Annotated in this window: 23 protein-coding genes; 13 read left to right on the top strand and 10 right to left on the bottom strand. The window is 59.4% G+C overall.

Annotated elements, in window-relative coordinates; all coding sequences use genetic code 11:
* Positions 1–64: 64 nt before the first annotated feature.
* Together J7382_RS12155 and J7382_RS12160 are read left to right on the top strand one after the other, a co-directional pair.
* Positions 65–475: a VOC family protein gene (locus J7382_RS12155; RefSeq protein ID WP_209069288.1), complete on the top strand. Its 411-nt coding sequence runs from the start codon at positions 65–67 to the stop codon at positions 473–475.
* Positions 472–1,401, top strand: a complete 930-nt coding sequence (locus tag J7382_RS12160; protein WP_209069289.1) for a glyoxylate/hydroxypyruvate reductase A — start codon at positions 472–474, stop codon at positions 1,399–1,401. Before J7382_RS12155 ends, J7382_RS12160 begins: the two co-directional genes overlap by 4 nt.
* Positions 1,402–1,514: 113 nt before the next feature.
* Here J7382_RS12160 and J7382_RS12165 read toward each other — a convergent pair whose 3' ends face one another.
* Together J7382_RS12165 and J7382_RS12170 are read right to left on the bottom strand one after the other, a co-directional pair.
* Positions 1,515–2,306: an SseB family protein gene (locus tag J7382_RS12165; RefSeq protein ID WP_209069290.1), complete on the bottom strand. Its 792-nt coding sequence runs from the start codon at positions 2,304–2,306 to the stop codon at positions 1,515–1,517.
* Positions 2,303–2,884: a uracil-DNA glycosylase family protein gene (locus J7382_RS12170; RefSeq protein ID WP_209069291.1), complete on the bottom strand. Its 582-nt coding sequence runs from the start codon at positions 2,882–2,884 to the stop codon at positions 2,303–2,305. Before J7382_RS12170 ends, J7382_RS12165 begins: the two co-directional genes overlap by 4 nt.
* An 86-nt stretch (positions 2,885–2,970) precedes the next feature.
* On the opposite strand from J7382_RS12170, the gene J7382_RS12175 reads away from it, so the two are divergent.
* From J7382_RS12175 to J7382_RS12200, 6 genes are all read left to right on the top strand, one after another.
* A complete protein-coding gene (locus tag J7382_RS12175) occupies positions 2,971–3,315 on the top strand; it encodes a metalloregulator ArsR/SmtB family transcription factor (protein WP_209069292.1) in 345 nt (114 codons plus the stop codon).
* Complete coding sequence (locus J7382_RS12180; protein WP_209069293.1) at positions 3,308–4,348, top strand: permease; 1,041 nt, start codon at positions 3,308–3,310, stop codon at positions 4,346–4,348. Before J7382_RS12175 ends, J7382_RS12180 begins: the two co-directional genes overlap by 8 nt.
* Before the next feature lie 305 nt (positions 4,349–4,653).
* Complete coding sequence (locus tag J7382_RS12185) at positions 4,654–5,313, top strand: ATP-binding cassette domain-containing protein (RefSeq protein ID WP_209069294.1); 660 nt, start codon at positions 4,654–4,656, stop codon at positions 5,311–5,313.
* Entirely contained in the window at positions 5,291–6,985 is a 1,695-nt protein-coding gene (locus tag J7382_RS12190) for a capsule biosynthesis protein (protein WP_209069295.1), read from the top strand. Before J7382_RS12185 ends, J7382_RS12190 begins: the two co-directional genes overlap by 23 nt.
* The gene (gene kdsA / locus J7382_RS12195) at positions 6,985–7,818 is read left to right on the top strand and encodes a 3-deoxy-8-phosphooctulonate synthase (protein WP_058241472.1); all 834 of its coding nucleotides are present in this window, start codon (positions 6,985–6,987) and stop codon (positions 7,816–7,818) included. The genes J7382_RS12190 and kdsA overlap by 1 nt, the downstream gene beginning before the upstream one ends.
* A gap of 64 nt (positions 7,819–7,882) precedes the next feature.
* Positions 7,883–9,379 carry a phosphomannomutase/phosphoglucomutase gene (locus tag J7382_RS12200; RefSeq protein ID WP_209069296.1) on the top strand — a complete coding sequence of 499 codons (1,497 nt, stop codon included), beginning with the start codon at positions 7,883–7,885 and terminating at the stop codon, positions 9,377–9,379.
* A 194-nt stretch (positions 9,380–9,573) separates the two neighbouring features.
* On the opposite strand, the gene J7382_RS12205 is transcribed toward J7382_RS12200, so the two are convergent.
* Both J7382_RS12205 and J7382_RS12210 read right to left on the bottom strand, forming a co-directional pair.
* On the bottom strand, positions 9,574–9,786 hold the full coding sequence (locus J7382_RS12205; protein ID WP_058241470.1) for a helix-turn-helix transcriptional regulator: 213 nt from the start codon (positions 9,784–9,786) through the stop codon (positions 9,574–9,576).
* An 8-nt stretch (positions 9,787–9,794) separates the two neighbouring features.
* On the bottom strand, positions 9,795–10,304 hold the full coding sequence (locus J7382_RS12210; RefSeq protein WP_209069297.1) for a hypothetical protein: 510 nt from the start codon (positions 10,302–10,304) through the stop codon (positions 9,795–9,797).
* A 152-nt stretch (positions 10,305–10,456) separates the two neighbouring features.
* Here J7382_RS12210 and J7382_RS12215 point away from each other — a divergent pair, with 152 nt between their 5' ends.
* Positions 10,457–10,825 carry a glycine zipper family protein gene (locus tag J7382_RS12215; RefSeq protein WP_209069298.1) on the top strand — a complete coding sequence of 123 codons (369 nt, stop codon included), beginning with the start codon at positions 10,457–10,459 and terminating at the stop codon, positions 10,823–10,825.
* Between the two features lie 163 nt (positions 10,826–10,988).
* Here the strand turns inward: J7382_RS12215 and J7382_RS12220 are convergent, their stop codons facing one another.
* The 5 genes from J7382_RS12220 to J7382_RS12240 all read right to left on the bottom strand — a co-directional run bounded on the left by J7382_RS12220 (position 10,989) and on the right by J7382_RS12240 (position 16,755).
* Complete coding sequence (locus tag J7382_RS12220) at positions 10,989–13,004, bottom strand: M3 family metallopeptidase (protein ID WP_209069299.1); 2,016 nt, start codon at positions 13,002–13,004, stop codon at positions 10,989–10,991.
* Positions 13,005–13,102: 98 nt separating this feature from the next.
* Positions 13,103–14,158 (bottom strand): HesA/MoeB/ThiF family protein, encoded by a 1,056-nt coding sequence (locus J7382_RS12225; RefSeq protein ID WP_209069300.1) that lies wholly within the window; start codon positions 14,156–14,158, stop codon positions 13,103–13,105.
* A complete protein-coding gene (gene dut / locus J7382_RS12230) occupies positions 14,158–14,625 on the bottom strand; it encodes a dUTP diphosphatase (protein ID WP_209069301.1) in 468 nt (155 codons plus the stop codon). The genes J7382_RS12225 and dut overlap by 1 nt, the downstream gene beginning before the upstream one ends.
* A 63-nt stretch (positions 14,626–14,688) precedes the next feature.
* Positions 14,689–15,885 carry a bifunctional phosphopantothenoylcysteine decarboxylase/phosphopantothenate--cysteine ligase CoaBC gene (gene coaBC, locus J7382_RS12235; RefSeq protein WP_209069302.1) on the bottom strand — a complete coding sequence of 399 codons (1,197 nt, stop codon included), beginning with the start codon at positions 15,883–15,885 and terminating at the stop codon, positions 14,689–14,691.
* A 72-nt stretch (positions 15,886–15,957) separates the two neighbouring features.
* Complete coding sequence (locus tag J7382_RS12240) at positions 15,958–16,755, bottom strand: ChaN family lipoprotein (protein ID WP_209069303.1); 798 nt, start codon at positions 16,753–16,755, stop codon at positions 15,958–15,960.
* Positions 16,756–16,878: 123 nt separating this feature from the next.
* Here J7382_RS12240 and cobU point away from each other — a divergent pair, with 123 nt between their 5' ends.
* The 4 genes from cobU to J7382_RS12260 all read left to right on the top strand — a co-directional run bounded on the left by cobU (position 16,879) and on the right by J7382_RS12260 (position 20,499).
* Positions 16,879–17,400 (top strand): bifunctional adenosylcobinamide kinase/adenosylcobinamide-phosphate guanylyltransferase, encoded by a 522-nt coding sequence (cobU, locus tag J7382_RS12245; RefSeq protein WP_209069304.1) that lies wholly within the window; start codon positions 16,879–16,881, stop codon positions 17,398–17,400.
* Complete coding sequence (locus tag J7382_RS12250) at positions 17,397–17,975, top strand: histidine phosphatase family protein (protein WP_058241463.1); 579 nt, start codon at positions 17,397–17,399, stop codon at positions 17,973–17,975. The genes cobU and J7382_RS12250 overlap by 4 nt, the downstream gene beginning before the upstream one ends.
* A gap of 58 nt (positions 17,976–18,033) precedes the next feature.
* Positions 18,034–18,906 carry a glutathione S-transferase gene (locus tag J7382_RS12255; protein WP_209069305.1) on the top strand — a complete coding sequence of 291 codons (873 nt, stop codon included), beginning with the start codon at positions 18,034–18,036 and terminating at the stop codon, positions 18,904–18,906.
* A 78-nt stretch (positions 18,907–18,984) separates the two neighbouring features.
* A complete protein-coding gene (locus J7382_RS12260) occupies positions 18,985–20,499 on the top strand; it encodes a YifB family Mg chelatase-like AAA ATPase (protein ID WP_209069306.1) in 1,515 nt (504 codons plus the stop codon).
* A gap of 103 nt (positions 20,500–20,602) precedes the next feature.
* On the opposite strand, the gene gshB is transcribed toward J7382_RS12260, so the two are convergent.
* Complete coding sequence (gene gshB / locus J7382_RS12265) at positions 20,603–21,544, bottom strand: glutathione synthase (protein WP_209069307.1); 942 nt, start codon at positions 21,542–21,544, stop codon at positions 20,603–20,605.
* Positions 21,545–21,573: the final 29 nt, after the last annotated feature.

The raw sequence follows: 21,573 nt of genomic DNA on the forward strand, positions 1-21,573 counted from the left end.
TATTTTCTATGGACCCATTAGTCAGAATACTGATAACCGCTGCATGACCGAAGGAGCCCCTGACATGAGTATTTTCCATCTGGCCTATAACGTGCGCGACCTCGCACAGGCCCGTGCCTTCTATGGAGAGCTGCTAGGTTGCCAGGAAGGACGCAGCACCGACACCTGGGTGGACTACAACTTCTTTGGTCACCAGCTGTCCCTGCATCTCGGCGAACCTTTCGCCACCGCAGCCACGGGTCATGTAGGCGAACATCTGGTGCCCATGCCCCATCTTGGGGTGATCCTGCCCAAAGCAGATTGGGAGGCTCTGGCCGAACGCCTCCTGCAATCGGATCTGGAATTTGTGCTTGCCCCCTTCACCCGCTTTGCAGGAGAACCGGGCGAACAGAGCACCATGTTCTTCAATGACCCTTTTGGAAATCCAATTGAAATCAAAGGTTTTGCCGATATGGAAGGCGTGTTTGCCACATGATCAATGTTCTCTTCGCCGCCAAGGCCGAACGCTGGCCGGAATATGAAGCCCCCCTCAAAGCAGCTTTTAAAGCGGCAGACCTCATAGTGGATCTGCGGATGGATTTCCCCCCAGAGGAGGTCGATTACATCGTCTATGCCCCCAACAGCCCAGTGCAGGATTTTAGCCCCTACACGCGCTGCAAAGCCGTGCTGAACCTCTGGGCCGGTGTGGAAAACGTGGTGGGCAACACAACGTTGACAATGCCTCTGGCACGGATGGTCGATCCGGGCATGACACAGGGCATGATGGAATGGGTTGTGGGCCATGTGATGCGCCATCATCTAGGCATGGATCGCAACATTCTTGGACAAAACGGGGATTGGACCGCGCATGTCCCACCGCTGGCGCAAGATCGCCGCGTAACCATACTTGGGCTTGGCGAACTCGGCAGCACCTGCGCACAGGCCTTAGCGCAGCTGGGCTTTGACGTCACAGGATGGAGCCGCAGCCCCAAAAACCTTTCAGATGTCACTTGTCTCTCGGGAGAGGCGGGGCTGACAGAGGCGCTTTCACGGGCGGACATCCTCGTTCTGCTGCTGCCCAAGACAGCCGCCACAGAGAACCTTCTGAATGCGGAGCGTCTGGCGCGGATGCCGCAGGGGGCAATGATCGTCAATCCCGGGCGCGGGCCGCTGATTGATGATGATGCCTTGCTGGCCGCACTCGATCGCGGACAGATCGCACATGCCACATTGGATGTCTTCCGCATCGAGCCACTGCCTCTCGATCACCCCTATTGGGCACATCCCAAAGTAACGGTGACCCCGCATATCGCCTCAGAAACGCGCGTGAAAACCGCCAGTCAGGTGATCGCAGAAAATGTGCAGCGTGGCGAAAGTGGCTTGCCCTTCTTGCATCTGGTCGATCGCAGCGCAGGCTACTGATCAAGCGCCACTCCCATCTGCGGTGCAGACAGGCTCACCGTCAGGTGAGCCGGGCCCAAGGGGATCGGCGCGCGTCAGAGCGCGCGCATCCGCGCGGGAACCTGCCCCTCCGATCAGCGCAGCATTGGCGGCTTATCGGGGTCACTGCCCGGGGCAACAGGTTTGTATTCCTGCGCTTCGGGTGGACTTGGCAGATCAAAGCGCAGACCCGCCCGCGCCAATTGCCCCGCCACCGGATCGCTGGCGGCAAAAAAACCGACATCCAGCGCGCCCGCCTCAATGCCCGAAAAGGTCAGCGCTTCATTCACCGCCTTCGCCAGCGCCCCTTCTGCGCCGGGCACAACCTCCACAAACCCCAACATATGAGAGCACATGCCATTCTCATATGTGGTGCCCACCAGATAGGCCATCTTGGCCAAACCCGCCGTGGTCGACAGTTTGGCATCCAGCGCCGTGATCAGCGCTTCTGGCAGACCCGCAGGTGCCTCAAAACGCGCAATCTTGGCCTCAACCTCATCAGGCGCATGGGTCAGTGTCTCCGCAAGCCAGCCCAGCGCTTCATGAGGGATCAGAATGGCCGATGGGGCCACATCTGGATTGACCGCAAGGCCAATGGCCTGCTCTGAGAGCATATTGGCAATCACACGCCCCGAAAGCGCGGCATAAGGCGCAACCCGGCCAACAAATTGCGCCAGCCGCTCTTCGGTATCAAACACCAGCACAAAGCGCGCATCAGACGTGTCAAAGATCTCCGGCGTGATCCGGTCATTCTCAGGCTCTTTTTCCAACAGCAGAAACAGCTCCGCATCCGCCAGACGTTCATAAAACCGCAACCGGGCCGCATCATCCTGCGGGGCCGCTTCCATGGCCGCATGGGCCTGATCCAATGGGGTCATGTCGCTCACGCCAGAGCCTCCTTGATTCGGGTTTGCAACGCCGGCAGCAGCTCAGCTTCAAACCAGGGATGTTTCTTAAGCCATGCCGTATTGCGCCAGGACGGATGAGGCAAGGGAAAGACGTCGGGCGCATGGTCGCGCCAGCCCGCAACCGCCTCGCTCACACCGGCCTTGGTGCGCAGATGCCACTTCTGCGCATAGCCCCCAATCACCAATGTCAGCGGCACCTCTCCAAGCGCTTCCATCACCGCGCCGCGCCATGTTTTTGCACAAAGCGCCGGAGGCGGCAGATCGCTGCCCTTGGCGTTATACCCCGGAAAGCAAAAGGCCATCGGCACAATCGCAACGCGGGTTTTGTCATAAAAAACATCGCTCTGTATACCCATCCAGTCACGCAGCCGGTCCCCGCTGGGATCGGTGAAGGGGCGTCCGCTTTCATGCACGCGCGCTCCGGGGGCTTGCCCCACCACAAGAATTTTCACCCCCGGCTGAAACCAGACAACAGGGCGCGGCCTATGCCGTGTCGCGGTTTTGGCAAACCTGTCCGCACAAAGCTGACAGGCGGCGATTTCCTCACTCAAAGACATGATCCCTGTGATATCTTCCCCCACTTATTTCGACAACATTCGAAATAACTCTTGCACGAAGGTTTTATTTCGATATTTCTAGAATCATGAAACATACAGCATATCCAGATATCTCTCTTGAGGTGGCCGCCTCCACCTTTGCGGCCCTTGGATCGGAACAGCGCCTGTCCGTGCTGCGCTGCCTCGTGCGCGCGGGCAATCAGGGGCTCTCTATCGGCGAGCTGGGCAAACGCACCGGCGTCACAGGCTCGACACTGACACATCACATGAAAATCCTCGCCCAGGCTGGTCTGGTGACGCAGGAAAAACAGGGACGTTCCATCATTTGCGCCGCCGTCGCCTATGACGCGGTGCGCGACCTCTCCGCCTTCCTACTGAGAGAATGCTGCGCCGATGAGGTGCACAACTGTAAGGACCATGATCATGGCTGACACCACACAGTCCTCTTACCCTTCCCCATTTCGCGCCCGGCTCGCAAAACTCGACAAGGCCTGGTTGGCCTTCCTGCTGATTTTGCTCTGCGTCGCTGCACTGGATACACCGCAGTTTGGGCCCACGGTGCAATTCACCACCAACGCCCTGCTGCACACGGCGCCGTTTATCCTGTTTGCGGTTTTCGCAATTGGCTACCTCAAGGCCACCGGGGCGGAGAATCTTCTGGCGAAAGCTTTTGAAGGGCGCGAGACCCGCATGATTTTCTTTGCCGCCGCTCTGGGTGGGCTCTCGCCCTTCTGTTCCTGCGAAGTCATCCCTTTCATCGCGGCACTTCTGGCAGTGGGCGCGCCCCTCTCGGCGGTCATGGCCTTCTGGCTGGCCTCTCCGCTGATGGATCCCGCGATGTTTGCCATCACCTCCGGCACGCTGGGCTTTGAATTTGCCATTGCCAAAGCCCTGTCCGCCATTGGCCTTGGACTGCTGGGCGGCTTTGGCACGATGCTGCTGAAATCCACATCTGTCTTTGCCGATCCTCTGCGCGAGAAACCGCAGGTTGGCGGCTGCTGCGGGGTGAAAACGCCCTTTGGTGCCAAACCCCAATGGGCGTTCTGGAAGGACGCAGACCGACGCAGCCTCTTTCGCAACACCACATGGGAAAACGGCCTGTTCCTGTTGAAATGGCTGGCCCTGGCCTATGTGATCGAAGCCCTGATGATCCACTATGTGCCCGCAGCTTGGATCGCGCAGATCTTAGGCGGCGATGGCTTCCAGCCGATCCTGCTGGGCGCCTTGGTTGGTGCCCCGGCCTATCTCAATGGCTATGCGGCGGTGCCTCTGGTCGGCGGGCTTCTGGAGCAGGGCATGTCCAATGGGGCGGCCATGTCCTTCATGATTGCAGGCGGCGTGAGCTGCATCCCCGCCGCCATCGCCGTCTGGGCTCTGGTCAAACCCCGTGTGTTTGCCGCCTATTTTGGTTACGCCATGCTCGGAGCCCTGATTGCCGGATCCCTCTGGCAGGCCGTTGCCTGATCACGCCCACCATTAACGCCCTGACGGACCGGTGCAGCCTCCTGCGCCGGTCTTTTCCATTGCAAAATCATGGGACGCAAACATACAATCTGCGCTGCGACGAAAAGACCAACTTCCTTCACAAGTGTAGGAAACCGCAGAATTTCCCCTGTTTTTCCTCTCTTCTCCCTGCAAACCGCAGGGAGAGAGTTGCGCATCCCCCTCCTGATCACACATAATATTGAAAACGCCGACAGAGCGTTAACCATCGTGTCGTACAGTTTCGTGGTATAAGCGACACGCGAGAGCAGTATTGGGAGCAGTCGATGCTCGAATTCGACAACGTGAGTAAGTCCTTCTGGACCGGCACACAGCGCAAGGTGATCCTTGAACGTGTGTCTTTCCGTGTGGAACTGGGCAACTCCCTGGGCATCCTCGCGCCCAACGGCACCGGTAAAACCACCCTTATCAATATGATGGCTGGTCTGGAAAAGCCGGACGAAGGCGTCATTCGCCGGGATTGCCGTATTTCTTTTCCTCTGGGTTTCATGGGCGGCGTGGTCAACAAGCACACTGCGGTGGAAAACAGTCGCTATATCGCGCGCCTTTACGGTCTTGATCCGGATTATGTCGAAGCCTTCTGCCGCTGGCTGTGCAATCTCGGCGAATATTTTGATCAGCCGCTCGGCACCTATTCCTCCGGCATGCGATCACGATTTACCTTTGCGCTGATGCTGGCGCTCGATTTTGACATGTATCTGATCGATGAAGGCATGCCGTCTTCGACAGACGTAGAATTCAACAAGAAGGCAGGCGAAGTGCTGCGCGAGCGCCTGCGCACAACCACCATTATCATTGTGTCACACCAGCCCAACGTGCTGGAAAAATTTGCCAGATCTGCGGCCGTGCTGCTCAATGGCAAACTCTATATGTTCGACACCTTGGAAGAGGCCAAACAGCTCTATGACTACCAAACCCAAGGCTAAGAAGTTCCGCATCCGCCGCTCCTCCCAAGGGGCTGAGACGCAAGCCGCCGGCGCCGTAGACGCGCCTATCACCGAGGACACAGCGGCAGTGGCCACTGACGTCGAAACACAGCCAGCAGGCAAGACCGCGCGCGCCGTGCGTCTGCCAAGCGCGGCAGGCAAAGCAGGCGGCAAAGCGGGCCGCGCGCAAGCGACGGCTGCACCGACACAGCAAAACAGTGACCAACCCACGCCACAAGGGGCGGAGGCGGCCATTGACGCCATTAAACGCGAAGGCCTGACCGGTCGCCAGCTGCGCATGGCGCGCCGTATGGCACAGAAAAACGGCCTAGCAGCGACCTCCGATTATGATGCCGTGCGGCTTCTGCGGGAGGCGGGCATTGACCCTTTCCAACGCACCAACATGCTTGATCTGGTGCCCTCTGACAAAGAAACCCAACCGGCCAAGACTGGGCGCGTGCAGCTGCCGCAGACCATGGAATTGGGCAAGACCACCCTGCCCTCCACCGAAACCATGTCCCCCTCTGAAATGCGCGCCATCGAGATTGGGGAAATCCAAAAGGACATCGCCCGGCGCCGACGCAAGCGTCTCTTGCTGCTGTTTGCGCGCCTGTCCGCCTTTGTGTTTTTGCCCACGCTCTTTGCTGGCTGGTACTTCTACTCCGTCGCCACGCCGATGTATTCGTCCAAATCCTCCTTCATGGTGGAACAGGCCGACGGCAACAGTGGCACAGGGCTCGGCTCCCTGCTGCCCTCCCAGCTCAATGCCAATGGAGATGCCATCGCGGTGCAGGATTACCTGACATCCAAAGTGGCTATGATCCGTCTGGATCAGGATGTGGGATTCAAATCGCACTTCGCCAGCCCTGACATTGACCCGATACAACGACTGGATCCCAATCCCACGAACGAAGAAGCGTACAAGCTCTACAAGAAATTCGTGAAAATTGGCTATGACCCGACCGAAGGTTCCATCCGCATGGAAGTCGTCGCCGCCGATCCACAGATTGCCGCCGACTTCTCTGTGGCGCTGGTCAATTATGCTGAGGAAATCGCGGATGATCTCTCCCGGCGCAAACGCGAAGACCACGTGCGCGACGCACGCACCAGTCTGGACAGAGCCGCGCAGGAACGCCGCGATGCACAGGCGGCTCTCGTTGCGCTTCAGGAAACCAGCGTGCTGGATCCAGAAGGCCTGATCGCCTCCTTGCGTCAGCAGATCTCCAATGTGCAGATCCAGCTTCAGGAAAAAGAGCTGCAACTGGCTGCGCTGCAAGACAATGCCCGCCCGAACCCCGCCCGCGTCGAAGGGGTGCAGGGCGATGTCCGCCGTTTGCAGAATTTGCTGACCCGTCTGGAAAGCAAAATGACCGAGGCCACCGAGGGCGAGAGCTCCCTTGCGCAAAAAACCGCGCAAATTCAAATGGCTCAGGCCGATCTCGCCACGGCGGATCTGATCATGCAATCGGCGCTGCAAACCTTGAAGCAAACCGAACTCGAAGCCAGCCGTCAGGTGCGTTATCTGACCACATCTGTGCGCCCTGTGGCCTCCGAAGACCCCTCTTATCCACGCAGCTTTGAGAACACGGTCTTGGCCTTCCTGATATTTTCAGGCATCTATCTGATGATCTCGCTCACCGCGTCCATCCTCAGAGAACAGGTATCCTCGTAATGAAAAAAGTGTCCATTGGCGACCTGACGGTTGCAAACGATGCTCCGCTCACAGTGATTGCGGGCCCCTGCCAGCTGGAAAGTGCAGATCATGCACAAATGATTGCGGGCACCTTGAAAGAGGCCTGCGCCGCCGCCGGTGCGCAATATATCTTCAAAGGATCTTTTGATAAGGCCAACCGCACTTCTCTCAACGCAGCCCCTGCCTTGGGCCTCGACGAAGGCCTGAAAGTTCTGCAATCGGTCAAAGAGGCGCTGGATGTGCCTGTTCTGACCGACATCCATGAACCAGAGCAATGCGCCCCGGTGGCCGAAGTCTGCGATGTGATGCAGATCCCGGCCTTTCTCTGCCGCCAGACATCGCTCCTGCTGGCCGCTGGCCGCAGCGGTGCTGTCATCAATGTGAAAAAGGGGCAGTTTCTGGCCCCATGGGACATGCCCAATGTCGTGGCCAAGATTGAGAGCACCGGCAATGACCGCATTCTGCTCACAGAACGTGGTGCCTCATTTGGCTACAACCGTCTCGTGGTGGATATGCAGTCCCTGCCCGAAATGGCCAAAACCGGTTATCCGGTTGTGATGGATGCCACCCATGCCGTGGCCCAGCCCGGCGGATTGGGCGGTGCATCCGGGGGACAGCGCGAATTTGCACCGGTGCTTGCCCGTGCGGCAGTTGCCACTGGAATCGGCGCGGTTTTCACCGAAACCCATCAGGATCCGGACAATGCACCCTGTGATGGGCCCAATATGATTTACCTTGATCACATGCCTCATCTAATTGACACATTGATGCAGTTTGATGCGCTTGCCAAAGCCAATCCGATTGTGCTGTGAGCCCGCACCTCATTAAACCGACCTTTTTGACGACAAGACCATTGTACGAAGTGAGTTTATTAAAATGAAAAAACCTTTGCCTGACGTGCGCCCGAACACTTGGGAATTTCTGCGTGATCCTATGATCAAACCGACGGGCTTTCGCGAATATGACGCCCGCTGGCAATTCCCAGAAGAGATCAACCTGCCGGGCATGACCGCGCTTGGCTTTGGTCTGGGCACCCAGATGCAGCGCCGTGGCATCGAGCCGGTGATTGCCGTTGGCAATGATTACCGCGACTATTCCGTGGCCATCAAAATGGCGCTGATCATTGGCCTGATGAAGGCCGGCATCCACGTGAAGGATATTGGCCCGGCCCTCTCCCCGATGGCCTATTTTTCTCAGTTTCATCTGAATGCCCCTGCGGTCGCCATGGTCACCGCGTCGCACAACCCCAATGGCTGGACCGGCGTGAAGATGGGCTTTGAAAAGCCACTGACCCACGGCCCTGATGAAATGGCCGAGCTGCGTGACATCGTGCTCAATGGCGATTTTGACGCCCATGAAGGCGGCAAACATGAGGTCGTGGATGGGGTCCGCGAAGCCTATATCGAAGATCTTGTGGGCGATTTCAAAATGTCCCGCCCGCTGAAAGTCGTCTGCGCCACCGGCAATGGCACCGCGGCGGCCTTTGCGCCGGAAATCTTCAAGCGCATGGGCGTTGACGTGGTCGAAAGCCACTGTGAACTCGATTACACCTTCCCCAACTACAACCCCAATCCCGAAGCCATGCTGATGCTGCATGACATGGCGGATTCCGTGAAAGCCTCCGGCGCGGATCTGGCTCTGGGGTTTGACGGCGACGGCGATCGCTGCGGCGTGGTGGACGATGAAGGCGAGGAGATCTTTGCCGATAAGGTCGGCGTGATCATGGCCAAGGATCTGGGCAAGATCTATCCAAATGCCACCTTTGTTGCTGATGTGAAGTCCACAGGGCTTTATGCCGCTGACCCCGATCTGCTCGCCACAGGCGCCAAAACCGATTACTGGAAAACCGGTCACAGCCACATGAAACGCCGCGTGCATGAGCTCAAGGCGCTGGCGGGCTTTGAGAAATCCGGCCACTACTTCTTGGCGGAGCCGATCGGACGCGGCTATGACTGCGGCATGCGCGTGGCTGTCGAAGTCTGCAAAATGCTGGACCGCAACCCGGATATGAAAATGTCTGATCTGCGCAAGGCCCTGCCTAAGACCTGGTCAACCCCAACCATGTCGCCCTATGCGTCGGACACCGAAAAATACGATATTCTGGAGCGTCTGGTCGCCAAATTGGTGGCCAAGAAAGATGCAGGCGAAACCATCGCTGGGCGCGCCATTACCGAGGTGGTCACTGTCAACGGGGCCCGCGTTATCCTCGACAACGGCAGCTGGGGCTTGGTGCGTGCATCCTCCAATACACCGAACCTGGTGGTGGTGATTGAAAGCGCACAGAGCGAAGAAGAAATGCGCCAGATCTTTGCCGAGATTGACGCCGTCATCCAAACCGAGCCAGGCGTCGGCGAGTACGACCAAAAAATCTAACAAAACGACGGGCGGCGGGGGAAATGCTCCCGCCCGCTTCGGGGCCTTCGGCCCCTACCAGCGGTTGGGCATGGCTCAAGCTCTTGGCTTGAGCCTAGGCTCACCTTGGGTGAGCCGGGCCCAACGGGGCGATCAGCCCACCGGCTGATCCGGCCCGGCGGGAGCACACCCACCTGCCACACCGTCAAAGCGCCCTACTCCTCCTCCGGCACATACTCCAGAATATCACCTGGCTGGCAGCCAAGATGCGCGCAAATCGCCTCAAGCGTATTAAAGCGTATCCCTTTGACTTTACCTGATTTCAGCAGGCTCAGATTGGTTTCCGTCAAACCAATCGCCTGCGCCAGCTCGCGCGAGGTCATCTTGCGTTTCACCAGTTCCAGATCGAGGTTGATGCGTATGGGCATAAGGCCTCCTACAGAAACTGGCTGTTCTCGTCAGCAATATCTTGTGCCTGTTTCAGCGATCGGCTGATCGCCATAAAAACCGCTGCCAAAGCCAGAAACACCACATCAATGTCAATGTCGATATACGTCACCTCCGGACGCAGCTCTGGCGGCAAATGCGCGCTCAACACCACCGGTTGCAAGGCTACATTCATCGCATTGAGCACCCAGAAGCCAAAAAACGCATAGGCGCAGCGGCGCAGATGCGCCCCCATCCGGGCGAAATCCTGAGGATCGCGCAGCATCAGAATTCGGTCCAACTCCCAGAAGCCAAGGCCCAGACTGATCAACGCAGGCCACATCATGGCCATCCCAAAACAGATCGCCATGGCCGGCGGCACCGCCATGTCCAAGGGCAAGTCAAACGTATCTGCAAGCATCTCCGCCTCTCCCAGAAAGGCAAAGATCCACAAAAGCGCCCAGCCAAAGGTGAAATACACCAGTGTGATCAGCATAGCGAGACGGGCCACAAGCGTCATTTTTCTCTCCAAATCTGTTGCTTCTCAATAATTGAATTACGATTAGCATGCAATGTTTTACGTAAAACAATAATTTTTTACCTTGAAATGAAAAATAACAGCGCTTAGGTAGCCGCCATCCAAGACAAACCCATTTCCAAAAGGACTGTAAAATGACCCACAATGCCCTGACCCTCAGCCTGATTGCCGCCATCACTTTGGGCGCCTGCACCGCTCCGGTGGACCGCCCCCTGACGGTGGACGGCACGCGCAATGCAAATTTTGATCATGATTACACAACATGCCACGCACAGGCCGCCAGCTTCACCAATGGCGCGGGTGCAGAGACAGCCGCCACCGGGGCGCTTGTCGGAGCCGCGATTGGGGCTATCGATGCGGATGATGAGCTGGAAGGCGCCTTGGCCGGTGCGGCCATTGGCGGCCTCGTCGGCGCAGCAGAAAACGCCTCCTCTGTGGAGGAGGAGCGGCGCAATGTTCTGATCCGCTGCATGCAGAACCGCGGCCATGATGTGATCGGCTAACGCTCTCTGACGCAGCAGAGCAACAAATCCCCAGACCCAACGCAAAACACCCGCCGGGACCAATGCCCGGCGGGTGTTGTTTTTTGAAACCTAGAAACGCTTTGAAATGCGCACTCTACAGCCTGCTGCAATGTAGGGTGCGCGGTCCCCGCGCACCGCCTATCTATCCAGCGACCAAACCACGGCCCTTCAACAGCGCTTCGACGCCTGGCAGACGCCCTCGAAAACGGGTGTACAACGCATCCGCCTCCACCGATCCTCCGGTCGACAGGATATGTTCCTCCAGCGCCTTGGCCGTCTTTGGATCAAAGGCATCCCCCGCCTCTTCAAAGGCCTCAAACGCATCCGCATCCATCACCTCCGACCACATGTAGCTGTAGTAACCAGAGCTGTAGCCATCACCGGCAAAAACATGGGCAAAATGCGGCGTGGCATGGCGCATGGTGATCGCCGCTGGCATGCCAAGCTCGGCCAGCACCTCTGCCTGTTTTGCCATAGGATCACCCGGCGCAGCCCCCTCATGGAAGGCCAGATCAACCAAAGCGGAGGCCACATATTCGACTGTGGCAAACCCCTGATCAAAATTCGCCGCCCCGAGCACTTTTTCCAGCATCTCCTGCGGCATGGGCGCGCCCGTTTCCGCATGGGTGGCATATTCTGCAAGCACCTCTGGCACCTCCAGCCAATGCTCATAAAGCTGGCTGGGCAGCTCCACAAAATCACGCGCCACCGAGGTGCCCGAAATGCTCTCATAGGTCACATTGGACAGCATCTGATGCAGCGCATGGCCAAACTCATGGAACAGGGTACGTGCGTCATCATAGGAGAGCAAAGCAGGCTCACCCTTTGCAAAATTGCAGACATTGATCACCACAGGACCCTGCACTTCAGGGAATTTCGCCTGCCCGCGCATGGCCGAGCACCAAGCCCCAGAGCGTTTGCCCCCGCGTGCAAAGTAATCTCCGATGAACACGGCCACATGATCGCCCCCGCGTGTCACCTCCCACGCCCGGCAATCCTCATGATAAAGCGGCACGTCCAGCTCTTTGAACTCCAAGCCAAACAGCTTGGTAGCACAGGCAAAACTCGCCGCGATCATACGCTCCAGCTGCAGGTAAGGCTTGAGCGCTGCCTCATCCAGATCATGCTCCGCCTTGCGCCGTTTCTCCGCATAGTAGCGCCAGTCCCACGGGGCCAGATCGCCGTTCACCCCATCCGCATGCATCATCTCAGTGAGGACAGCCGCATCGGCCTCCGCCTGCGCCTTGGCCGGGGCCCAAACCTCCATCAACAGGCTGCGGACAGCCTCCGGAGTCTTGGCCATCTCGGTTTCCAGCTTGTAGTCGGCAAAGCAGCCATAGCCCAAAAGCTTGGCGCGCTCTTCCCGCAACGCCAGAATTTCTGCCGCAATCTCCCGATTATCCGTCTCCCCGCCATTGGCACCCCGCGCGGCCCAAGCTGCAAAAGCTTTCTCCCGCAAATCCCGGCGCGGCGAAAACTGCAAAAACGGTACGATGATCGAGCGTGACAGCGTGACAACCGGCCCCTCGGCACCCTTCTCTGCCCCAGCCGCCCGCGCCGCATCCACAGCAAACCCCGGCAGGCCTTCCAGGTCTTCCTCCGCCAAAGGCATGAACCAGTCCCGCTCATCCGCCAAAAGGTTTTGCGTGAACTCCGTGCCCAACACGGCCAACCGGCCTTTTATCTCTTTCATGCGGGCATCCGCATCCCCTTCCAGCGCCGCACCGCCGCGCACAAAGCCGCGATGGGTCAGCATCAAAACCCGCCGTTGCTCCGCATTCAGAGCAAGGCTTTCCCGTGCCTCCCAAAGTGTTTTGATCCGCGCAAACAGCGCCTTATTGGCGGAAATCTCCGCCGAATGCGCTGCCAGTTTGGGGGAGAAGTCCCGCTGCAACGCCTCACGCGCCGGATTGCTATCCGCACCCGCCACGCTGAAGAAAACCGAAAGCACCTTGTCCAAAGCCGCCCCAGCACGTTCCAGCGCCTCAATGGTATTGGCAAAGCTTGGCGCATCCGCATGATCGGCAATCGCGGCAATTTCGGCTTTATGCGCCGCCAGTGCCTGCTCAAAGGCAGGGGCAAAATCATCGTCTGAAATCGTGTCAAAGGGCGCCAGCTTGAAGGGCGTGTCCCAGTCGGCCAAAAGCGGATTAGTCATCAGATATATCTCCTTTGACGCCACCCTACGCAGCCCAAAGAAGAGGTGCAATCCGCCTCACATCCCTGTGCACTCACCAAGGCTCAGGGGACCTTAAATTATGATTTGCCCGTGCCACAGACCGGACAGGCCGCGCGCGGTTTCAACCCGATCTTGCGGGTCTCCCCCCAAAGCGCATCATAGATCATCATCTCCCCACGCAGCGCCGCGCCCGCGCCGGTGATCACCTTGATCGCCTCTGCCGCCATCATCGTGCCCACAACGCCGGGCAAAGGTCCAATCACCCCGGCTTCCGCACAGCTTGGTGCCATCCCCGGTGCCGGGGCCTGCGGGAAAATACATTGATAACAGGGCGCGCCATTGGCGGGGTCAAACACGCTCAACTGCCCCTCCCATTGAGACAAAGCCCCCGAAATAAGCGGCTTGCCCTGTGCCACACAAATCTCATTCACCAGATAACGGGTGTCAAAATTATCTGTGCCATCCAGCACCAGATCATATTCCCCGATAATTCCCTCCGCATCCTCAACCGTCAGCCGACGCGGATAGGGCACCACCTCAACATAGGGGTTCTGCGCCACCATGGCCTCCGCCGCAGAGAGCACCTTGGGCGTGCCAATCGCCGCGTCTTTGTGGATCACCTGCCGCTGCAGATTGGAATTGTCCACAACGTCATCATCCACCACCCCAATACGCCCGACACCTGCCGCCGCCAAATAGAGCAACACAGGTGAGCCCAAACCGCCTGCGCCCACCACGAGCACCTTGGCATCTTTGAGCTTCTTCTGTCCCAATCCGCCCACTTCACGCAGCACAATATGGCGCGCATAGCGGTTGAGCTCCGTATCACTGAAAAGCGCCTGCGCATTGTCTTCTTGGGCCTGCGCCGCCTGATTGGCATCCGCCCGCCGCCGCAACCGCTGCAACATGGACGAATAGGCCAAAACCAGCGCCACCGCGCCGCCCAGTAGCAACCACATCGCAAGGCTGCCCCCGGTGGCGATCACCAGCGGATGCTCCACCGGAAAGCCAATCTGCACCCCCACCACAGCCACATACAGCAAAGCAATCATCGCCCAGCGCGCCGATTTGGGCGCACCCATGATCCAGCCAACCGCCCAGAGCCCGGCTGCCATGGCCAGCACCAACAGCATTACGCGGTCCCTGTGGAGCCAAAGCCGCCCGTACCCCGCTCGGTTGCGCTCAGATCTTCCTGCACGTCAAACGCCGCCAGCACCACCGGTGCCACCACCATCTGCGCAATGCGCATACCATGGCTGATCACAATTTCTTCCTGACCGGCGTTCAGCACGATCACCCCCAAAGGGCCGCGATAATCGCTGTCAATCGTGCCCGGACTATTGGCCAGCGTCAGCCCTTGCTTGAGGGCCAGCCCAGAGCGCGGGCGCATCTGCACCTCATAGCCCTGCGGGATTTCCAGCGACAGCCCCGTAGGCACCAGCGCACGCGCACCCGGAGCCAGAACCACGCCCTCGCGCTGATCTGCAGGGAAATTCGCGCGCACATCCGCCCCCGCCGCTCCGGCGCTCTCATAAGATGGCAGCGCCACCTCCCGGTCGGCCTCTGCCAACCACTTCAGTTTAATGGAAACTGCTGCCATCTTCCCCTTACTCCAAATATCCCCGCCGGAGGCTGCGCGTCAGCGCATCTTGCCCCGCCCGCGTCACGCCTCCAGCGCTTCGGCCACACGCTCTGCCAGTTTTTCGGCCACGGCCACTTTATCCATCCGCTCCCAAGCCTCTGATCCAGCATCAGAAATCAAGGTTACAGCATTTTCTGTTCCGCCCATGATACCCGTCGCCGGGCTCACATCGTTGGCGACAATCCAATCACATCCCTTCCGGATACGTTTGGCCGTGGCATTTTCGATCACATCATCTGTTTCTGCGGCAAATCCCACCACCAGCGCCGGACGTCCCTCTGGCATCTGGCTCACCGTGGCCAAAATGTCGGGGTTCTCGGCAAACGCCATCACCGGCAGCCCACCTTTGGTCTTCTTGATCTTGCTGTCTGACGCACTGGACACGCGCCAATCTGCCACCGCCGCACAAAAGACCGCCGCCTCCACCGGCAGGCTTCCCTGCACCGCGCGCAGCATCTCCTGCGCCGTCTCCACTTCGACCAGCGTGACCCCTTCTGGCCGTGCCGCATCTGCAGGCCCGGTCACAAAAATCACATCCGCGCCCAGCTTTACCAGCGCTTCGGCAATCGCACTGCCCTGCGCCCCAGACGACCGGTTGGCGATATAGCGCACCGGGTCAATCGGCTCATGAGTCGGACCAGAGGTCACCAATATGCGCCGCCCCTGCAAAGGCCCCTCTGACAGCGCCCCCTGAATGGCATGCACAATTTCCATGGGCTCACTCATCCGGCCGGGGCCAAACTCACCACAGGCCATATCGCCCTCATTGGGGCCAACAAAGCCAATGCCATCCTGCTTGAGCAGGGCCAGATTGCGCTGCGTCGCCGGATGCTCCCACATGCGCACGTTCATCGCTGGCGCCACCAACACAGGGGTGTCCGTCGCCAAAAGCAGGGTAGAGGCCAGATCATTGGCCTGCCCATGCGCCATCTTCGCCATCAAATCCGCCGTGGCAGGGGCCACAACAATCAGATCCGCAGAGCGCGACAGCTGAATATGCCCCATCTCCGCCTCATCGGTCAGGTCAAACAAATCCCGATAGACTTTCTCGCCTGCCAGCGAAGACACTGACAAAGGGGTAACAAACTCCTCAGCCGCCCGTGTCAAAACCGGCGTCACCCAGGCCCCGCGCTCCCGCAACCGCCGGATCAACTCCAGCGATTTATAGGCTGCGATTCCCCCCGCGATGATCAGAAGAATGCGTTTGTCCGTCAGCATTTAGCTGTCCCCTTATGCCAAGTTGCCCAAAGTTAGGCCCCTCAGCAAAGAGAAACAACCAAAGAAACCGCCTCACTGAAAGGCGGCGCAGGGATCCTCACGGTCCGCAGGCGCGGTCACCACCCAGATATCATAGGGCTGCGTCCCTTCAGGGTCGGCCTCAAGCTGTCCCAATGAAACCGATGAAAGCATATCCGGCAAAAGGCTGGGTGCGCCCCAATCTGTGCGCGCATGGCCATTGCCAGTGATCACCACAACCGGACCGCCGCTCTCCGCCCAGGCCTGCACCGTGGCCTGCGCCAGCCGCGCATCCCGCAAACGCTGCGCCGCGACCATCCCCGGCAACATCGCTTCAGGCAGCGCATTGCAATGCGCTTCCATCTGCATTTGTTCACGTGTGGCCTGCTGCTCTGCCGGCAAAGCCTCGGTCAGCCCATAAAGCGCGGCCTCTCCATTGAGCGTACCGCTCAAATCTCCGTTGCGCACCGCATCCCGCGCCGCACCACGCGGCACCTGTGCCCCATAGATATTTGCCCGCCCAGCGGCAGCAAAAATCGGATAGTAAATCGCAAAATCCGGCCATCCGCTGTCGTTCCAGCCCAAGGCTGCCTCAAGCGCCACAGGATCCTGCAAAAGGGCCTCGGTGATCTTCGCAGCCTGTTCTGGCACCAGCATTTCAAAAACAATCGCGCCCGGCTCGATCTCCCGCACCGCCTGCGCCTGTGTCTCATGATGCGTCGGATTGTCATGCACTTCGCCGAGGAAGAACACATCCGCAGACGGGTACGCGGTAAAATCGACGGTCTGCGCTCCCGCCGCTGCAACGCTCAACACCAAAGATGACACAAATGGTAGGATATAATTTTTCATGGGCACAGACATACGCCGTTGACTTCAGGATGCAAGCCTCTGCATTGCCACTCCGCCCTTTGTGTCTTGCGCCCGCCCCCGCTTTGGACCACCTTGCCCGCCAACACGCGCAAAGGACATGTGATGCTGCCCAAGCTCAGTCTCATTCTCGGGGGCGCCGCCTCCGGCAAATCGGTTTTCGCAGAAACGCTGGTGATGGCGCAGCAGGCCCCACGCATCTACATTGCCACCGCGCAGGCCTTTGATGCGGAAATGACGGCCAAAGTGGACAAACACAAGGTCCAGCGCGGCCCGGACTGGCACACCATCGAGGCCCCCCTGAAGGCGGCCGACACGCTTGCAGATCTGCCCGCCGATGCGGTGGTGCTCTTGGATTGTGCCACCATGTGGTTGTCCAATCAGATGTTTGCTGAAACCGATCTGGCCACAGAACAGGCGCATCTGCTGGCCGCGCTGGCCGCCTGCCCGGCACGGGTGGTTGTGGTCTCAAACGAAGTGGGTCTCGATGTGGTGCCGGAAAATGCCCTTGCCCGGCGGTTCCGAAACCTGCAAGGCACCCTCAATCAGGCGCTCGCGGCACAGGCCGATCTTGCGGTGCTTGTGGTCGCTGGCCTGCCGATGGTTTTGAAAGGACAATTGCCATGACAGAAATCCATCTCGTGCGTCACGGCCCGACCCATGCAAAAACCATGGTGGGCTGGTCCGATCTGCCCGCCGATCTGTCCGACACCGCCGCGCTGGCGCGCCTGTCTGACCATCTGCCACAAGACGGTCTGGTGATCAGTTCGGATCTGCAACGCTGCGTAGCCACCGCAGATGCCATTCAAGGCAACCGTCTGCGCCTGCCTCATGACCCTCACCTGCGCGAGATCAACTTTGGCGACTGGGAGCTGCGCAGCTTCAAAGAAATCGAAGCTGAGGATCCCGAGCGCATTCGCGCCTATTGGGAAACGCCCGGAGATGTGCGACCGCCCAATGGCGAAAGTTGGAATGAGGTCGCCCAGCGCGTGGATGCGGCCATGGACCGCTTGATTGACACCCACCGCGGTGGCAAACTGATCGTTGTGGTGCACTTTGGAGTGATCCTGACCCAAATCCAGCGTGCAGAGCGCCTGACAACGGAAGAAGTCTTTGGCCACCGCATCGACAACCTGTCACTGACCTCCCTCACACGGCACGACACCGGCTGGAGCACACAGACAATAAATCATATTTTGTGATCAAATCTATCAAATAAATTCGATATGGTGATGATTTTACGCATGCTACAGTGCTGGCATGACCTATGATTTGTATCTCGGCGATTACGCCTATTCCTCCTGGTCGCTACGCGGCTGGCTTTTGTTTGAAAAATTCGGCATTTCCCGCAGCACCACAATGGTGGACTTTGCCGACAGCTCCGTCGGCGCACAACTGGCCAAAATTGCCCCCGCGCGCACGGTGCCCGCAGTGCGCACGCCAGAGGGCGCGCTGTTGTCAGACAGCCTCGCCATCGCAGAAGAGTTGGCCAGCCGCCATCCAGATGCAGGCCTCTGGCCACAGCCCCCAATCGCGCGCGCCACGGCCCGCAACCTTGCGGCCGAAATGCATTCGGGCTTTATGGCCCTGCGCAGCGAATGCCCCATGAACCTGCGCCTTTCTTATGTGGACACCGCCCCCTCTGACGCGGTGAAGCAAGACCTGCAACGCCTTGAAGTTATTTGGGAACACGCACGTGGCGTCACAGATGCGCAAGAGCATGGCCCTTGGCTCTGCGGCCCCTATAGCGTTGCCGATGCCTTCTATGCTCCAGTGGCGGCGCGGATCGCAGGCTACAACCTTCCCGTCGGCCCCACCGCGCAGACTTACGTGCAGGCCCATCTGGCGGATCCGGCCTTCCGCCGCTGGCGCGCCATGGGCATGGTGCATGGCGCCACCCTGCCTTGGTATGCAAAAGACTTCCAAACACAAGACTGGCCCGGCCCCAAATCCCATGCCGCCAAAGCCGTGGACAGCGGCACGCCAGAAAACACGCTCTGCCCCTATTCCGGCACACCCGTCACCCATCTGATGGAAATCGACGGGCGCATCTTTGGCATGTGCAATGCGTTCTGCCGCGACAAAACCGTGGCAGATCCCGAAGCCTGGCCCGCCTTCATGGCGCTGCTCTAACGCATATTAACCTTTCGCTAACCTCCCCCCGCCATCATGGTTAACGTTTGTTAAGCATGTTTCTGGCGGGGTTTTGCCATGGTCGCACGCGCCTATACGGTGGCCTTTGAAGGGGTTGAGGCCCATCAGGTTGAGGTGCAATGCGCGCTCACGCCCGGCCTGCCCGCCTTCTCAATTGTCGGCCTGCCGGACAAAGCCGTCTCTGAGGCGCGCGATCGTGTGCGCTCTGCTCTGGCCGCCATGGCCATTGCCCTGCCCTCCAAACGCATCACCATCAACCTCTCCCCCGCTGATCTGCCCAAAGAAGGCAGCCATTTTGACCTGCCCATCGCCATGGCCCTGCTGGCAGCGATTGGCATCATTCCCGAAGACGCCTCTGAAAGCACCGTCAGTCTGGGCGAGCTGTCGCTGGATGGCTCTCTGGTGGGGGTGACAGGGGCCCTGCCCGCCGCGATGAGCGCCGCAGAAGAAGACCGCAGCCTGCTGTGCCCGCGTGTGTCCAGCCCCGAAGCCGCCTGGGTCACCGCAACGCAGGTGATCGGCGCGGCCACACTGGCAGATGTGGTGCGCCACTATACCGGCCAGTCGCCGCTCCCACCGTCCAAGCCCGGCGAAGTGCTCAGCCCGCCAAACCACAAGGATCTGCGCGATGTAAAAGGACAGGAACGCGCCAAACGCGCACTCGAAATTGCCGCCGCAGGGCGCCATCACCTCTTTATGGTTGGCCCGCCCGGCTCTGGGAAATCCATGCTGGCCGCCCGCCTGCCCTCCATCCTGCCGCCGCTCACCCCGACAGAGGCGCTGGAAACCTCCATGATTCACTCCATCGCGGGCCTGCTGGATCAGGGCGGCATCTCCCGCACACGCCCCTTTCGCGAACCCCATCACACCGCCTCCATGGCCGCCATCGTGGGCGGCGGTCGCCGCGCCAGCCCCGGCGAAATCTCTCTGGCCCACAATGGTGTGTTGTTCATGGATGAACTGCCAGAGTTTGCCCGCCCGGTGCTGGAAACCCTGCGCCAACCAATTGAAACCGGACAGGTGATGATCGCACGCGCCAATGCCCATGTGACCTACCCGTGCAAATTCATGCTGGTGGCCGCAGCCAACCCCTGTCGCTGTGGCCATATGTTTGACCCTGCACAGGCCTGCGCCCGCGTGCCAGACTGTGGCAATGACTATCTCGGGCGGCTCTCAGGCCCCTTGCTGGACCGGCTCGATCTGCGCATCGAAGTGCCGCCAGTAGCCTATCAGGATCTCGCCCTGCCCAATGATTGCGACAGCTCTGCACAGGTTGCAGCCCGTGTGGCCACGGCGCGCCTGCGCCAGACAGAGCGCTTTGGCACAGACAGTGCGCTACGCGCCAATGCGGATATGCAGGGGCGGATGCTGGAAGATATCTGTGAACTGGACGAAGACAGTCGCGCCCTGCTGACTCAGGTGGCCACACGCTTTGGGCTTTCGGCACGGGGCTATCACCGGGTGTTGCGCGTCGCACGCACCATTGCAGATCTGAGTGACAGCGCCGAGATCCGCCGCCCCCATCTGGCCGAAGCCATCAGCTTCCGCCTGAGCACCACCGAAGAGATTTAATGCTCCCGCCCCCAAGACAACGCCCCAAGGGCGCCGCTTGGCGTTGGGCCCGGCTCAGCTCACGCCGAGCCTGCCCGCGCCTGCCGCAGAGGTTTGCCCCAGATCAGAGCGCGGCACGTTTGGCTTCGATCGCTTCCCAGATTTTCTCCGCGATATTGACCCCGTCAAACCGCTCCAGCTCCTGAATGCCGGTCGGCGAAGTCACATTGATCTCCGTGAGGTAATCCCCAATCACATCAATGCCGACAAAGATCTGGCCTTTCTCACGCAACAACGGCCCGATTTTGGCGCAGATCTCCAGATCCCGCTCGGTCAGCCCCACCTTCTCTGGGCGCCCCCCCACATGCATGTTGGAGCGTGTCTCCCCCTTGGCGGGCACGCGATTGATCGCGCCCACGGCCTCACCATTCACCAAGATCACCCGCTTGTCGCCATTGGACACATCCGGCAGGAACTTCTGCACAATCAGCGGCTCGCGGCTGAACCCTGTGAACAGTTCATGCAGCGAGGTCAGATTGCGATCCGTGGCATCGAGCCGGAACACGCCTGCGCCGCCATTGCCGTAAAGCGGCTTGAGGATCACATCGCTGTGCTTTTCCTTGAAGGCCTTGATGGTCTCCAGATCCCGCGCAATCGTCGTGGGCGGGGTCAGTTCAGGGAAATCCAGCACCAGCAGTTTTTCCGGATAGTTGCGCACCCAGAAGGGATCATTCACCACCAGAACCTCTGGTGCCAGCCGATCCAGCAAATGCGTGCTGGTGATATAATGCATGTCAAACGGCGGATCCTGCCGCAGCCAGACCACATCAAAATCCTTGAGCCTCACATGTTCCAGCGGGCCAAGATCCACATGGTTGCCCTGTTCGCGACGCACCACCATGCTGTGGCCCTTCGCGGTGATCTCACCTTCTTCATAGGCCAGATGATCGGGCGAATAGTAAAACAGTTCATGCCCACGGGCCTGTGCCTCTTCGGCAAGCCGGAAGGAACTGTCGGCGTTGATATCCACCGAGGTGATCGGATCCATTTGAAAGGCGATTTTCATGTGCGCACCCTGAATAAAAGTCCCTACCT

The sequence above is a fragment of the Shimia sp. R11_0 genome, from assembly GCF_017744035.1.
GTDB lineage: Bacteria > Pseudomonadota > Alphaproteobacteria > Rhodobacterales > Rhodobacteraceae > Shimia > Shimia marina.

Excerpts from the sequence above, each read along its gene's own strand:
- J7382_RS12155 (WP_209069288.1), top strand. The coding sequence starts at position 65 with ATGAGTATTTTCCATCTGGCCTATAACGTGCGCGACCTCGCACAGGCC.
- J7382_RS12160 (WP_209069289.1), top strand. The coding sequence starts at position 472 with ATGATCAATGTTCTCTTCGCCGCCAAGGCCGAACGCTGGCCGGAATAT.
- J7382_RS12170 (WP_209069291.1), bottom strand. The coding sequence starts at position 2,884 with ATGTCTTTGAGTGAGGAAATCGCCGCCTGTCAGCTTTGTGCGGACAGG.
- J7382_RS12175 (WP_209069292.1), top strand. The coding sequence starts at position 2,971 with ATGAAACATACAGCATATCCAGATATCTCTCTTGAGGTGGCCGCCTCC.
- J7382_RS12180 (WP_209069293.1), top strand. The coding sequence starts at position 3,308 with ATGGCTGACACCACACAGTCCTCTTACCCTTCCCCATTTCGCGCCCGG.
- J7382_RS12185 (WP_209069294.1), top strand. The coding sequence starts at position 4,654 with ATGCTCGAATTCGACAACGTGAGTAAGTCCTTCTGGACCGGCACACAG.
- J7382_RS12190 (WP_209069295.1), top strand. The coding sequence starts at position 5,291 with ATGACTACCAAACCCAAGGCTAAGAAGTTCCGCATCCGCCGCTCCTCC.
- kdsA (WP_058241472.1), top strand. The coding sequence starts at position 6,985 with ATGAAAAAAGTGTCCATTGGCGACCTGACGGTTGCAAACGATGCTCCG.
- J7382_RS12200 (WP_209069296.1), top strand. The coding sequence starts at position 7,883 with ATGAAAAAACCTTTGCCTGACGTGCGCCCGAACACTTGGGAATTTCTG.
- J7382_RS12205 (WP_058241470.1), bottom strand. The coding sequence starts at position 9,786 with ATGCCCATACGCATCAACCTCGATCTGGAACTGGTGAAACGCAAGATG.
- J7382_RS12210 (WP_209069297.1), bottom strand. The coding sequence starts at position 10,304 with ATGACGCTTGTGGCCCGTCTCGCTATGCTGATCACACTGGTGTATTTC.
- J7382_RS12215 (WP_209069298.1), top strand. The coding sequence starts at position 10,457 with ATGACCCACAATGCCCTGACCCTCAGCCTGATTGCCGCCATCACTTTG.
- J7382_RS12220 (WP_209069299.1), bottom strand. The coding sequence starts at position 13,004 with ATGACTAATCCGCTTTTGGCCGACTGGGACACGCCCTTCAAGCTGGCG.
- J7382_RS12225 (WP_209069300.1), bottom strand. The coding sequence starts at position 14,158 with ATGCTGTTGGTGCTGGCCATGGCAGCCGGGCTCTGGGCGGTTGGCTGG.
- dut (WP_209069301.1), bottom strand. The coding sequence starts at position 14,625 with ATGGCAGCAGTTTCCATTAAACTGAAGTGGTTGGCAGAGGCCGACCGG.
- coaBC (WP_209069302.1), bottom strand. The coding sequence starts at position 15,885 with ATGCTGACGGACAAACGCATTCTTCTGATCATCGCGGGGGGAATCGCA.
- J7382_RS12240 (WP_209069303.1), bottom strand. The coding sequence starts at position 16,755 with ATGAAAAATTATATCCTACCATTTGTGTCATCTTTGGTGTTGAGCGTT.
- cobU (WP_209069304.1), top strand. The coding sequence starts at position 16,879 with ATGCTGCCCAAGCTCAGTCTCATTCTCGGGGGCGCCGCCTCCGGCAAA.
- J7382_RS12250 (WP_058241463.1), top strand. The coding sequence starts at position 17,397 with ATGACAGAAATCCATCTCGTGCGTCACGGCCCGACCCATGCAAAAACC.
- J7382_RS12255 (WP_209069305.1), top strand. The coding sequence starts at position 18,034 with ATGACCTATGATTTGTATCTCGGCGATTACGCCTATTCCTCCTGGTCG.
- J7382_RS12260 (WP_209069306.1), top strand. The coding sequence starts at position 18,985 with ATGGTCGCACGCGCCTATACGGTGGCCTTTGAAGGGGTTGAGGCCCAT.
- gshB (WP_209069307.1), bottom strand. The coding sequence starts at position 21,544 with ATGAAAATCGCCTTTCAAATGGATCCGATCACCTCGGTGGATATCAAC.